Here is a 13,389-nt window from a genome sequence, read left to right as displayed (position 1 = left end):
ACGTACCAGCAGCGTCGGACCGTTCCGTCGTCCTCAGGACTTGTCGAGATAGCCGGCCCGATCAGAGCCCAGCACCTGATCGACCAGCTCCGGCGACACCGACTTCGTCGCCAACAGCGCATCGGCCAGCTCCCGCGCGTCGGCGATGATGTCGTCGTCCTCCAGCAGCGACAGGAAGTGCAACGACGACGTCTCGCCCGACTGCGCAGCGCCGAGCACGTCGCCCTCGCGCCGCTGCGCCAGGTCGACCCGGGCCAATTCGAAACCGTCATTCGACTTCTCGACGGCCTTGAGCCGCTCCATCGACTGCGACACCTCCGGCGCGCCCGTCATCAGCAGACACAGGCCCGGCAGCCCGCCACGGCCGACCCGGCCGCGCAGCTGATGCAGCTGACTGACGCCGAAGCGTTCGGCATCGACGATCACCATCGTGGTCGCGTTCGGCACATCGACGCCGACCTCGATGACCGTCGTCGACACCAGGATGTCGATATCACCGGCGGTGAACGCGTCCATGATCGCGTTCTTCTCGTCTCCGGGCATCCGGCCGTGCAGCATGGCGATCCGCCGCTTGCCGAGCGGCCCGGCCGACAGCTGCGCGAACAGGTCGACCACCGCGACCGTCTTGTCCTCCTTGCCGTCCCCGGACTTCTTCTTGGACTTCGGTTTTGCGTCCGGATCGTCGCCGATGCGCGAGCACACCACGTACGCCTGGCGCCCGGCCTCGACCTCCTCGTCGACCCGCTGCCAGACGCGTTCCACCCACGACGGGAGCCGGGTCGGCACGACGGTGGTGGTGATCGGTTGGCGCCCGCGCGGCAGCTCCCGCAGCGTCGACGTCTCCAGATCGCCGTAGACCGTCATCGCGACGGTGCGCGGAATCGGCGTCGCCGTCATCACCAGCAGATGCGGAACGACATCGTCGCGGCCCCGGCCACGGAGCACGTCGCGCTGCTCGACGCCGAATCGGTGCTGCTCGTCCACCACTACATAGCCGAGGTTGAAGAAGTCGACATGCTCCTCGAGCAGCGCATGCGTGCCGATGACAATGCCGGCATCACCCGATACCACCTCCAGCAGCGCGGTGCGCTTGCCCGCGGTCTTCATCGAGCCGGTCAGCAGTGCCACCCGAGTGGCGCCGGGTTCGCCCTCCAGCTCCCCTGCCTTGGCCAGCCCACCCAGCTGCGTGGTGATGGTCCGGTAATGCTGTGCCGCAAGAACTTCCGTCGGCGCGAGCAGCACGCACTGGTAACCGTTGTCGACCGCGCGCAGCATCGTCAGCAGCGACACCAGGGTCTTGCCCGAGCCCACCTCGCCCTGCAGCAACCGGCTCATCGGCCGCGGCAACGCCAGCTGTTCGTAGATCTCGTTGACGACGATCTGCTGACCGCCGGTCAGGGTGAACGGAAGACGCTCGTAGAGCTTGTCTTCCAGCCCGCCCGACACGTGCACGATCGAGGGTGAACGTTGATCCCGGTCGGCGAGGCGACGTTCGGCCAGCGCGACCTGCAGGGCGAACGCCTCATCGAACTTCAGGCGTTCCTTCGCCGCGGCCACCTCGTCCTCGGTCTCCGGGAAATGCACCGTGCGCAGCGCCGTGTCCTCGTCGACGAACCCCCGCTCGGCACGGGCGGATTCCGGTAGCGGATCCGCCACCGGCTCAAGAATTTTGAGCACCGTCCGGATGTGACTCCAGATGTCCCAGGTCTGCAGTTTGCGGGTGGCGGGATAGACCGGCACGAGCGCGCGGTCGAAGTCGGCAAGATCGAGACCGCCGGCCGAATCCCCGACGTAGCGGCCCTCGGGCGCGTCCGCCCCTTCACCATCCTGCCGATCGCGTAGGGCAGTCACGACGCTGGTCAATTCGGCCGAACCGACACCGGTCTCGATGCTCAGCCCGTCGTCCGGCAGCACCATCCACTCCGGATGGGTCAGCTGGAGCTGATCGCGGAAGTAGGACACCTCGCCGGAGAGCATCACGCGCACACCGGCTTTGAGTCGATTCCGGATGAACTTCGGATTGAAGAACGTCACGGTGAACTTGTTGTGACCATCGTTCGCGACGATCTTCAGCATCTGCCCGCGACGCTGGCGCATGTTGACCACGTCGGCGCGTTCGATGCGTGCCACCACGGTCACTCGTTCGCCCGTATCGGGCAGCTTCTCCGGCGACAGCGATCCCTGGCGCACATAGCGGCTCGGGAAATAGTGCACCAGGTGACCGACCGTGAATACCTTGATCTCCTCGGCCAGCGATTCCGCAACCTTGGCGCCCAGCACCGATTCGAGCGGATCGGACAGCACCGCCACTATTCGACGCCGATCTGCATCAGCTCATCCGGCTGACCGGACCGGTACGAGACCAGCTCTACACCCGGATGATGCACGCGCACATGCTCTTCGAGCTTCTCCAGCGCCTCCTCGGTGAGGTCGCAACCCGCCAGCACGGTGATCAGCTCACCGCCGGTGGCCATCAGCAGATCGACGAGCGCGGCCGCGGCACCGTCCCGATCGGGATCGATCACCAGCACGTCGTCGCCGATCTTGCCGAGCAGATCCCCGGGCTCGCACATGCCGGCGAACGTCAGCATCCGCTCGGACGCGACGGTCACCGACCCATACTTGGCGGCGGCGGCCGCCTCCGCCATCGCGTAGGCGTCGTCGTCGGCGGGGCGGGAAATGTCGTGAACGGCCATGGCGGCCAACGCCTGCGCCATCGACGCGGTCGGCAGCATCACCACGGACCGGTGCCGCGATCGTGCCGATGCCGCCACATTCAGCAGCTCCTGCGCAGGCAGCGCCCCGTTGGCCATCACGACGACATGGGCGCTGTCGAGTTCGATGATCGCCGCGGCGAGCACGTCGGCGCTCAGGCCGCCGTCGCAACGCACCACCGTCGCTCCCTCCGCCGCGAACAGCTCGGCGGCGTCGTCACCCTTGACCACGGCGACCACGGCGCGTTTGCGGGTCGGCAGCCGACCCTCGGTTCCGCCGGACGCCCGGAAGGCATCGAGCAGAAAGCAACTGATGCGGACATCGGAGACCCGGCCGCGCTCCAGCCCCGCCTCGACCGCCACGCCGGGCGCATCGGTGTGCACGTGCACCGAGAACCGTTCGCTGCCGGCGTCGGAGCTGTCGCCAACGATGACGACCGCCTCGCCGATCGCGTCGAGGGCGGCGCGGAGCTCGGCGATCTGCTCCGCGGCGGTCTGATCGAGGACGTACATGACCTCGAATCCCGTCTCGTCCGATCCGCCGTCACCGCAGGGTTCGCCGATCGCGTGACCGATCGGGTCGCCGCCGCCGGCCAGCGCGCCGGTGTACCGCCGGCGCCGCGCCGACACCCCGGTGACGACCTTGACCAACGAATCCATCAGCACCAGCAGGCCGCGGCCGCCGGCGTCGACGACGCCGCTGCGGGCCAGCACGTCCAGCTGTTCGGTCGTGGCGTCGAGCGCCTCGGCGCAGCTGTCCGCGACCGCCCGGGCCAGGTCGGCGGGCGAATCGGCGGCATGCTCGGCCGCCGTGGCGGCGCCGGCACGCAGCACCGTGAGAACCGTCCCCTCCATCGGATCACTCACGGCCCGCTTGGCACCCAGCGACGCCATCCGCAGCCCCGTGACGCAGAGTGCATTGAAGGTGAGCGCGGACTGCGCATCGCTGCCGAGCTCGGCCGCGTCGGCCAGACCCACCATGACCTGCGACAGGATCACGCCCGAATTCCCGCGAGCGCCGCCCACGGCACCCTCGGCGATCGTCCGCGACACGGCCAGCAGGTCCGCGTCATCATCGAGCGCCTGCAACGCCTCCAGCGCGGCGGTCATGGTGTGCAGCATGTTGCTGCCGGTATCCGAGTCAGGGATCGGGAATACGTTGAGGTCGTTGATCTCGCCGCGAACCTCATCGAGGCCGGCCACGCAGGTCGCGATCCAGTCGCGCAGCAGCTGCGGGTCGACCGGCACTGAGCTGCCGGAATCACGCGTCGCCTGCGGGTGCTGCGGCGGCACGGACTGCGGCGAAGGAACAGTATTCTGGGTCACCCATGCACCCCTTCTCCCGACTGGCTCACCGCTACTAAGGGTACGGACAACCCCGACGATCGCCCGACGGGCGGCTCGTTTTGGCCTGACAGGGTCTGGGCGGCTATTGTGGAACGGTTGCCCCGGGCGGGTCGCGGCGTTCGTAGAACGTCCCCCAGCCACCGGGAAGACCATTGACCACCAGTTTTCGATTAGAGGAGTTCCGCCATGGCTGCCGTCTGTGACGTCTGCGGAAAGGGCCCCGGCTTCGGCAAGTCGGTCTCGCACTCGCACCGGCGTACCAACCGTCGGTGGAACCCGAACATCCAGTCGGTGCGCGCCGTCGTCGCGCCGGGCAACAAGCGCCGGATGAACGTGTGCACGTCCTGCCTGAAGGCCGGCAAGGTCGCCCGCGGCTAAGAGCCACGCGATCAGATGAGCGCGGTTGAAATCCGCGACGGCATTCTGCACGTCGCTGTCTCCAGTTCGGCCAACGGAACGTCGCTCGACCGCGACGCGAAGATCGCCGGCGCTGAAGCCCTCAATTCGTCGGCGGCAACAGACGGCTCCATTCGGGCCATCCTGCTGTACGGCGCGGGTGCCAACTTCTGTGCGGGCGGCAACGTTCGCGCCTTCGCGGCGGCCGACGATCGCCCCGAGTACCTCCTGGGACTCGCAGGCGACTTCCACAGGTTCATCGAGGTGCTCTCGCGCGTCGACATCCCGGTGATCGCCGCGGTCCATGGGTGGGCGGCCGGTGCCGGCATGAGCATCGTCACCCATGCGGACATCGCGATCGGCGGCACCTCGACCCAGTTCCGGCCGGCCTACCTGGGCATTGGCCTCTCCCCCGACGGTGGCATGACCTGGTCGTTGCCGCGAGTGGTCGGCGCTGCCCGCGCCCGCGACATCATTCTGAGCAACCGCGTGCTCGACGCCGCCGAGGCCGAGCGCATCGGGCTGCTCTCGCGCATCGTGGCCGACGACGAGGTGTACGACACCGCGCTCGCCGCCGCCCAGGAGATCGCCAACGGACCGTCGGCCGCGGCACAGGCCACCCGGCGTCTGCTCAATGCGTCCGGTTCCTCGACGCTGGCCGACCAGCTCGACGCCGAGGCGCAGTCGATCTCGCAGCTGTCGGGCACCCCGACGGGCATCGAAGGCGTCGACGCCTTCGTCGGCAAGCGCAAGGCCAACTGGCCCAGCTGACCTGCCGCAGGCGCAAACCCCACACTCAACGACAAACCCGCGCTCTTTCGAGTGCGGGTTTGTCGCGTCTAGTTGGGTCTACGTCGGTCAACCCAGGCTCCAATTAATGGGCTCTGCGCCGAGTTCTTCTAGGGCCTCGTTGGCCCGCGAGAACGGTCGCGACCCGAAGAACCCGCGTGATGCCGACAACGGCGACGGATGCACCGACACGATCGTCGGAACGTCCGGCATCCACGCCCGCAGTCCCGCAGCATCTTTGCCCCAGAGGATCGCGACCAGCGGTTGATCTCGCGCCACCAGTGCCTTGATCGCGCATTCGGTGATCGCTTCCCAGCCCTTGCCACGATGCGAGGCCGGCGCCCCGGGCGCCACGGTCAACACCCGATTCAGCAGCAGCACACCGTTATTCGCCCACGCCGACAGATCACCGTGGTCGGGGCGCGGCAAGCCGAGATCCTCGGTGTACTCGGAGTAGATGTTCTGGAGTGAGCGCGGAACTGGCCGCACATCCGGGGCGACCGAGAAGCTCAGCCCGACAGCATGTCCCGGCGTGGGATATGGATCCTGCCCGACGATGAGCACCCGCACCTGATCGAACGGCTGGGTGAAAGCGCGCAGCACGTTCTCGCCGGACGGGAAGTATCCACGGCCGGCGGCGATCTCGGCCCGCAGGAAGTCTCCCATCGCGGCGATGTTCGATTCGACCGGAGCGAGGGCCCGCGCCCAGCCCGGATCCACCAGTTCGGCAAGCGGTTTGGCCACGTCTCAGTCCAACCGACGGAGGTTGTCGCGGTAGTACGCCGCGTTGTTGGAATACAGCTCGATATTCAGATCGGTATGCCCCTCGGGCACCTCGTAGCCCTCACGGATCTTCGCCGGTACCCCGAGCGCCATCCGCCGGGGCGGCACGTCGAACTTGAAGGGCACCACGGCACCGGCGCCCACCACGGCACCGTCGCCGACGGTGGATCCGTTGAGCACCACCGACGCCGACGCGATCAGCACGTTGTCACCGATGGTGGCGCCCTCGATATGCGCGTTGTGGCCGACGACGCAGTTGCGGCCCAGCACCGTGTTGTCCTGGAATGTGCAGTGAATGATGGTGCCATCCTGGATATTGGTGCGTTCGCCGATGATGATGCGTCCGTAGTCGGCCCGCAGCACGGCGGTCGGCCACACCGACACCCCGGCGCCGAGCTCCACGTCGCCGATCACCACCGCATCCGGATGCACCCAGGCACCCTCACCCAGCTTCGGTTCGCGCTCACCCAGCGCATAGATAGCCATGCAGCGAACCTACCGCCAGCCGGGAATCCGGTCGGGCCGGGATGGCCGGAAGGTCGGGACGGGTCAGAAGGAATGCCAGCCGTCGGGCGGATCCGGCACGCCGACGACGTCGACCCGCGGATCGCCGGCGGCGACGTCACCGATCACCGTCCAGCCCGACGGGACCGGCCCGGGGAATGCCGCCAGCAGTACATGGTCGTCCGTCGCGCCCAGCACCCAGCCCAGCGGGTCCCGGCCGAGCACCTCGGCCGCCCGAAATATGCTCGGATGCACCGGAATCCGTTCCGGGTCGATCCGCAGCCGCACCCCGGACGCGGTGGCCAGCGCGAGGGCGTCGCCAGCCAGGCCGTCGGAGACATCGGTCATCGCCGCCGCGCCCGCCTCCCCGGCGCGCACACCGGCCGCGAGGTCGGTCGGCGGCACACGGTAGCGGTCGGTGAGATCGTCGAAGCCGTCCACACCGGCGCTCAGCACGGCGAGACCCGCTGCCGCGGCCCCGATCGGTCCGGATACCGCGAGCCGCTGCCCGTCGCGCGCCCCCGACAACAGCACCGCATCCCCGTCCAGCTGCCCAACCGCCGTCACGGTGACCACGATCTGCGCGGCGGCCACCAGGTCGCCGCCGGCCACCGCGGCTCCGATGTCCGCGCATTGCTGTGCCAGCCCCTCCACGATGCCGAGCACCGTGCGCGCCGGCGTCGACGGGGGCGCGGCGATCGCGGCGACGCAGGCGGTGGTGCGCCCGCCCATGGCCGCGACATCGGCCGCATTCGCGATGACCGCTCGCCGACCGACCTGCACCGGCGAACACCAGTCGAGCCGGAAATGGGCACCGTCCACCAGCGCGTCGGTCGTCACGACCATTGACGCCGCGCCGCGGATCACCGCCGCGTCGTCGCCGATACCGACGATGGTCTCGGTCGCTTGCGGCGCCGCGTCGACGATCCGCGCGATCTGGCGCAGCAACTCGCGCTCGCCGACGTCGGCGACCGATGGACCGACGCCGCTGCGATCACTACCCGGGTCCGGCATGCCCGCAACCCTATCGGTCACAATGATGTGTGCCCGACAGCCGAGATCCCGACGATCAAGCAGCTCCCGACCCTGCTTCCGACGACGCCGCGTCCCGCCACCGGCTGAGCCCGGCGGTCACCGCCACCCTGGTGGCGATCCCGGTCATGGTGCTGGTGATCGTGCTGGGTGTGGTCCTGTTCAAGAGCGACGACGCCAAGTACCGCACCGATCTGGAGAAGCTGTCGGCGTCGCAGCTCGCCGACCCGCACTGCACCCAGCTGATGGCCGAGCTGCCCGCGCATTTCGACGGATTCGACGACAAACGGATGAAGAACGGCTACGCCGAATGGCCCGCAGGTAACGAGATGCCCGGACCGATCCAGGTCCGCTGCGGCGTCGACCGGCCGGCCGAGTTCAACGACACGTCCAAGCTCGACCAGGTCAACGGCGTGCAATGGTTCACCGCCTCGACCAAGACCGGCGCCGACGGACAGCTCTTCTACTGTGTGGACCACCGCCCGTACGTGGCACTGTGGGTCCCGAACAACGCCGGCAACGCCGCGATCACCCAGCTGTCGGCACTCGTCACCAAGCATCTCGCCCCTGGACCGCTCGACCTCGGTCCGGAGCCGTCGATCGCCCCCGCCCCGCCGACGTCCTGATCGAACGGGGCCGGCCCGCTACTCGGGTTTGGTGCTGCGACCCAACAGCATCGCCATCGCGTCTCGGACCGATAGCCCTTCGTGGCAGACCTGCTGTACGGCGTCCGTCAGCGGCACCTCCACCCCATGCTGGGCGGCCAGTTGCCGCACCGGTCCGCAGGACTTGACGCCCTCGGCCACCTGCCCGTTGGTCGCCGCCTGCGCCTCGTCCACGGACTTGCCCTCGCCGAGGGCGGTGCCGAATGTGCGGTTCCGCGACAGCGGCGACGAGCAGGTCGCCACCAGGTCGCCGACCCCGGCGAGGCCGGCGAGCGTGTCCGCGCGGCCGCCCAGGGCGATGCCGAGGCGGATGGTCTCGGCCAGTCCCCGGGTGATGATCGTGGCGGTCGTGTTGGTGCCAAAGCCGGCTCCCGACGCCATGCCGCAGGCGAGGGCGATGACGTTCTTGAGCGCGCCGCCGACCTCGCAGCCGATGACATCGGTATTGGTGTACGGCCGGAAGTAGCCGGTGGAGCATGCGGCCTGAATCTGCTTGGCGCGCTCCTCATCCGCACACGCCACCACCGTGGCGGCCGGCTGCCCCATGGCCACCTCTTTCGCCAGATTCGGCCCCGAGAGCACCGCGACCCGGTCGACGCGGGCCTTGGTCACGTCGGCGATCACCTGGCTCATCCGGGAAAGCGTTGACGTCTCAATGCCTTTGGCGAGCGACATCAGCGTGGAGTCCGCCGGGATGTGCGGCAGCCAGTCGCCGAGGTTGGCCCGCAAGGTCTGGGACGGCACGGCGCACACGATGAGGTCGGCGCCCTCGAGTGCGTCCGGCACCGAGCTGACGGCCCGGAGCGCCGAGGGCAACTCGATGCCGGGGAGGTAGTCGGGGTTGACGTGCTGCGAGTTGATGGCGTCCGCCAACTCGGGTCGACGCGCCCATAACCGGGTATCCGTGCCGGCGTCGGTGAAGACCTTCGCCATCGCGGTCCCCCACGAACCGGAGCCCATGACCACTGCACGCATCGCTGTCATGGGGGAAAGACTAGTCCGGCCGAGCGAGGCGAGGGGTGGATAGCCACCGGCAGCCCGGTGGGACCGCTGCTGCATGATGAACCCATGCGTTGGACAGCCGTGCTCGCCGTCAAGCAGCTGACCGACGCCAAGTCACGCCTGGCCGATCACTTCGACGAGGACGTCCGGCGGCAGCTCGTGCTGGCGATGCTCGCCGACACCCTGTCGGCGGTGCTTCCCGAGGTCGCCGATACCGCGATTCTCGTCAGCCCCGACGCCGATGTGCTCGCCGCCGCGAATGCGCTTGGTGCGCAAGCCGTTCCCGAGCCCGCCGGGGGTACCGGATCGATCAACGGAGCCTTCGCCCTCGGGCTGGCCGCCGCGTGGCGCGCCGACCCCTCCGTCGGCGTACTGATCGTGCAGGCCGATCTGCCCGCCGTGCGTCCGGCCGAGCTCTCCGCCGCAGCCGCAGCCGCCGAACGCGTTCTGACGGACGGCGCCGCGGCGGCGTTCGTCCCCGACCGCGACGGCTCCGGGACCACCACGTTGTTCGCCGCGCCGCCGGGATCGGCGGCGACCGCCGACTCGGCTGCGGCACAGCAGGTTCCGCTGCATTTCGGTCCCGGTTCCGCCGCGGCGCATGCCGCGGTCGGCGCCATCGAGCTGACCGGCAACTGGCCCGGGCTGCGTGCCGACGTCGACACCCCCGAAGATCTGCTGGTGGTCACCGATCTCGGCGTCGGCGCCGCGACGGCACCATTGCTGACGCATCGCGTCCGCTGATGGGCGATGATGTGTGAGTGAGCGCATCAGAATCATCCGGATCGACTCGATCGTCGGCAGCCGTCGACACCGACAGCCTGCCCACGGCACCGCCCGCCGAGACCGAGCTACCGGATGAGACGGCCGACCTGCCCGCCGATCGGTACCTGAACCGCGAACTGAGCTGGCTCGATTTCAACAGCCGGGTGCTGGCACTCGCCGAGGACACGTCGCTGCGATTGCTGGAGCGCGCGAAGTTCCTCGCGATCTTCGCGTCGAATCTGGACGAGTTCTTCATGGTCCGGGTGGCCGGGCTCAAGCGCCGCGACGAGACGGGCCTATCGGTGCGGTCGGCGGACGGTCTGTCGCCGCGCGAACAGCTCTCACGCATCGCTCGTCGCACGCAGACGTTGGCGGTGCGACATTCGCGCGTCTGGCTCGACTCGGTGCGCCCCGCGCTCGCGGCGGCCGATGTGCATGTGGTGTCGTGGTCGGACCTCTCGACGCCCGAGCGGCAGCGCCTGTCGGAGTACTTCCATGAAGAGGTGTTCCCGGTGCTCACGCCGCTGGCCGTCGACCCGGCGCACCCGTTCCCGTACATCAGCGGCCTCAGCCTGAATCTCGCGGTGACGGTGCGCGACTCCGGGCCGGTCGACGGGATCGAGGCGCGCGGCGTCAAGGGCGGCATCATGGACGACGCGATCTCCGATGGCGGCGAGCGGTTCGCGCGAGTCAAGGTGCCCGACAACGTCAATCGCTTCATCGAGGTCGGCAAACTGATGCCGACCACGCCCGCTTCCGATTCCGACGACTCGTCCGTGCAGGCATCGCCGTCACCGCAGCGGATCACCTTCCTGCCGATGGAAGATCTGATCGCGGCCCACCTGGACTATTTGTTCCCTGGCATGGAAATCGTTGAACACCATGTTTTTCGGATCACCCGCAATGCCGACTTCGAGGTCGAGGATCGCGACGAGGATCTGCTGCAGGCCCTCGAACGCGAACTGGCCCGCCGACGTTTCGGCTCGCCGGTGCGGCTCGAGGTCGCCGATGACATGAGCGAGCACATGCTCGAACTGCTGCTGCGCGAACTCGACGTCGACCCGGCCGATGTGATCGAGGTGCCCGGCCTGCTCGATCTGTCCTGCCTGTTCCAGGTGTACGCGGTCGACCGACCGGCGCTCAAGGACCCGCCGTTCGTCCCGGCCACCCACCCGGCCTTCGGCGAACGCGAGACCCCGAAGAGCGTCTTCAAAACGTTGCGCGAAGGCGATGTCCTCGTTCATCATCCGTACGATTCGTTCTCCACCAGCGTGCAGCGGTTCATCGAGCAGGCCGCCGCCGACCCGCAGGTGCTGGCGATCAAGCAGACCCTGTATCGGACCTCCGGCGACTCCCCGATCGTCAACGCGCTGATCGATGCCGCCGAGGCCGGCAAGCAGGTGGTGGCGCTGGTCGAGATCAAGGCACGATTCGACGAACAGGCCAACATCCGCTGGGCCCGCGCACTGGAGCAAGCAGGCGTCCACGTGGTCTACGGCCTCGTCGGACTCAAGACGCACTGCAAGACCTGCCTCGTGGTGCGGCGTGAGGGCTCGACGATCCGCCGCTACTGCCATATCGGCACCGGCAACTACAATCCCAAAACCGCACGGCTGTATGAAGATGTGGGCCTGCTGACGGCCAATCCCGATATCGGCGCCGACCTGACCGATCTGTTCAACACGTTGACCGGCTATTCGCGCAAGCACGAATACCGCAACCTGCTGGTCGCACCGCATGGTGTGCGATCGGGAATCATCGAACGTATTCACCGCGAGATCGCCGCCAAACGGGACGGCGATTCCGGTGCACTCGTTCAGATCAAGGCCAACGCGCTGGTCGACGAACAGGTCATCGACGCGCTGTATCGGGCGTCACAGGCCGGCGTGCCGGTCGACATCGTGGTGCGCGGTATCTGCGCCCTGCGGCCCGGTGTTCCCGGAATCAGCGAAAACATCAGCGTCCGATCGATTCTGGGCCAATTCCTGGAACACTCGCGGATCATGCATTTCGGCGCCGCCGGCGAATACTGGATCGGCAGCGCCGACATGATGCACCGCAATCTGGATCGACGGGTCGAGGTGATGGCGCAGGTTCGCGACGAACGGTTGACGCGCGAGCTCGGCGACGTATTCGCGTCCGCGCTCGATCCGCGAACCCGCTGCTGGGTGCTCAATTCCGACGGCAGCTGGTCGGCTTCGCCGGCGGCCGGCGAAGATGTCCGAGATCATCAGCGCCAATTGATGGCCCGGCACAACCGCCGGTCACATCAATGAGTTCGGTGCTCGAGCACCCTGCCGAGGACGGCATCGTGCAGGCGGCGGGCGGGGTGCTGTGGCGACCCGTGAACGAACGCGGCGATATCGAGATCGGGGTCGTGCATCGGCCCCGCTATCACGATTGGACCCTCCCCAAGGGCAAACTCGAGCGCGGCGAAACCGTTGTGGCAGCGGCTGTTCGGGAAATCGAGGAAGAGACCGGTTACAGCGTCCGACTGGGCCGGTTCATCAGAAGAGTCAGTTACGACGTCGGCGGTGGGCGCCGTCGCAAGCATGTCCACTATTGGGCTGCGCAGGCGATCTCGGGACAATTCGTCGCCAATTCCGAAGTGGATGAATTGCGCTGGCTGTCACCCGATGCAGCTGCAAAGAAACTGACCTACCAACTCGATCGCAAAGTATTGCGCGCATTCCGGCAGTACCCCGCCGATACCCATACGACGTTGTTGATCCGGCACGCAAAGGCCGGTCGCAAGGCCCGCTACCGGGGCGACGATCGGCTGCGTCCGCTGGAGAAGTTCGGCCGAGTGCAGGCCGCCGCCCTGGTCCCGCTGCTGCTGGCCTTCGGTGCCGAGCGCGTGCATGCGGCCGACCGCACACGATGCGAGCAGACCGTGGCGCCGCTGGCCGACGAATTGGGCGTGCAGGTGACCGCGGAGCCGTTACTGACCGAGGAGGCCTACAGCGCCGATCCCGACGCCGCGCTGGACCGGATGCGGTCCATCGCCGGGCGGCGGCGTATCCACGCGGTATGCAGCCAGGGCAAGGTGATTCCCCCGCTGCTGAAGCGCTGGGCCGAACTCGATGGCGTGCCGATGCCGGCCACCCGTAATCGCAAGGGCAGCATCTGGGTTCTGTCGTCGTACCAGGGGCGGCTGATCGCGTTGGACCACATTCCCAGCCCACTGCCGACAGTGGCCGAATAAAAGCGATCCCCGACGGTGGGAAGTCCGTCGGGGATCGCTTCTCAGTGTGAAGCGCGGCGTGTCAGCGACGCTTTGCGGCCTTCTTGGCCGGAGCCTTCTTGGCTGCGGTCTTCTTGGCCGGAGCCTTCTTGGCCGGAGCCTTCTTAGCAGCGGTCTTCTTGGCCGGGGCCTTCTTGGCTGCGGTCTT

Annotated in this window: 12 protein-coding genes; 6 read left to right on the top strand and 6 right to left on the bottom strand. The window is 67.9% G+C overall.

Annotated features, from left to right (window positions below; all coding sequences use genetic code 11):
• Positions 1 to 33 precede the first annotated feature (33 nt).
• The gene (gene recG / locus G341_RS0103570) at positions 34 to 2,310 is read right to left on the bottom strand and encodes an ATP-dependent DNA helicase RecG (RefSeq protein ID WP_018177736.1); all 2,277 of its coding nucleotides are present in this window, start codon (positions 2,308 to 2,310) and stop codon (positions 34 to 36) included.
• Positions 2,310 to 4,007 (bottom strand): DAK2 domain-containing protein, encoded by a 1,698-nt coding sequence (locus G341_RS0103565; RefSeq protein ID WP_018177735.1) that lies wholly within the window; start codon positions 4,005 to 4,007, stop codon positions 2,310 to 2,312. The genes recG and G341_RS0103565 overlap by 1 nt, the downstream gene beginning before the upstream one ends.
• Before the next feature lie 240 nt (positions 4,008 to 4,247).
• On the opposite strand from G341_RS0103565, the gene rpmB reads away from it, so the two are divergent.
• On the top strand, positions 4,248 to 4,439 hold the full coding sequence (gene rpmB, locus G341_RS0103560) for a 50S ribosomal protein L28 (protein ID WP_018177734.1): 192 nt from the start codon (positions 4,248 to 4,250) through the stop codon (positions 4,437 to 4,439).
• A 15-nt stretch (positions 4,440 to 4,454) separates the two neighbouring features.
• Entirely contained in the window at positions 4,455 to 5,228 is a 774-nt protein-coding gene (locus G341_RS0103555) for an enoyl-CoA hydratase/isomerase family protein (protein ID WP_018177733.1), read from the top strand.
• A gap of 87 nt (positions 5,229 to 5,315) precedes the next feature.
• Here the strand turns inward: G341_RS0103555 and G341_RS0103550 are convergent, their stop codons facing one another.
• From G341_RS0103550 to thiL, 3 genes are all read right to left on the bottom strand, one after another.
• The gene (locus tag G341_RS0103550; protein WP_018177732.1) at positions 5,316 to 5,990 is read right to left on the bottom strand and encodes a uracil-DNA glycosylase; all 675 of its coding nucleotides are present in this window, start codon (positions 5,988 to 5,990) and stop codon (positions 5,316 to 5,318) included.
• Between the two features lie 3 nt (positions 5,991 to 5,993).
• Entirely contained in the window at positions 5,994 to 6,515 is a 522-nt protein-coding gene (locus tag G341_RS0103545; RefSeq protein WP_018177731.1) for a gamma carbonic anhydrase family protein, read from the bottom strand.
• A gap of 63 nt (positions 6,516 to 6,578) precedes the next feature.
• On the bottom strand, positions 6,579 to 7,547 hold the full coding sequence (gene thiL, locus G341_RS0103540; protein ID WP_018177730.1) for a thiamine-phosphate kinase: 969 nt from the start codon (positions 7,545 to 7,547) through the stop codon (positions 6,579 to 6,581).
• A gap of 29 nt (positions 7,548 to 7,576) precedes the next feature.
• Here thiL and G341_RS0103535 point away from each other — a divergent pair, with 29 nt between their 5' ends.
• Positions 7,577 to 8,191 carry a DUF3515 domain-containing protein gene (locus G341_RS0103535; RefSeq protein WP_018177729.1) on the top strand — a complete coding sequence of 205 codons (615 nt, stop codon included), beginning with the start codon at positions 7,577 to 7,579 and terminating at the stop codon, positions 8,189 to 8,191.
• A gap of 18 nt (positions 8,192 to 8,209) precedes the next feature.
• On the opposite strand, the gene G341_RS0103530 is transcribed toward G341_RS0103535, so the two are convergent.
• Positions 8,210 to 9,205 carry an NAD(P)H-dependent glycerol-3-phosphate dehydrogenase gene (locus G341_RS0103530; protein WP_026303206.1) on the bottom strand — a complete coding sequence of 332 codons (996 nt, stop codon included), beginning with the start codon at positions 9,203 to 9,205 and terminating at the stop codon, positions 8,210 to 8,212.
• Between the two features lie 93 nt (positions 9,206 to 9,298).
• Between G341_RS0103530 and cofC the strand changes: the two genes are divergently transcribed.
• From cofC to G341_RS0103515, 3 genes are read left to right on the top strand one after another with little or no spacing between them, the layout of a single operon-like run.
• Positions 9,299 to 9,976 carry a 2-phospho-L-lactate guanylyltransferase gene (gene cofC, locus G341_RS0103525; RefSeq protein WP_081622410.1) on the top strand — a complete coding sequence of 226 codons (678 nt, stop codon included), beginning with the start codon at positions 9,299 to 9,301 and terminating at the stop codon, positions 9,974 to 9,976.
• A gap of 17 nt (positions 9,977 to 9,993) precedes the next feature.
• Positions 9,994 to 12,273 carry an RNA degradosome polyphosphate kinase gene (locus G341_RS0103520; protein ID WP_018177726.1) on the top strand — a complete coding sequence of 760 codons (2,280 nt, stop codon included), beginning with the start codon at positions 9,994 to 9,996 and terminating at the stop codon, positions 12,271 to 12,273.
• Positions 12,270 to 13,202 carry an NUDIX hydrolase gene (locus tag G341_RS0103515; protein WP_018177725.1) on the top strand — a complete coding sequence of 311 codons (933 nt, stop codon included), beginning with the start codon at positions 12,270 to 12,272 and terminating at the stop codon, positions 13,200 to 13,202. The genes G341_RS0103520 and G341_RS0103515 overlap by 4 nt, the downstream gene beginning before the upstream one ends.
• The last annotated feature ends 187 nt before the right edge of the window (positions 13,203 to 13,389 follow it).

The organism is Jongsikchunia kroppenstedtii DSM 45133 (assembly GCF_000380485.1).
Taxonomy (GTDB): domain Bacteria; phylum Actinomycetota; class Actinomycetes; order Mycobacteriales; family Mycobacteriaceae; genus Jongsikchunia; species Jongsikchunia kroppenstedtii.
Note: the sequence above shows the minus strand (reverse complement) of the source record. Positions and strands in the feature narration are given on the sequence as shown.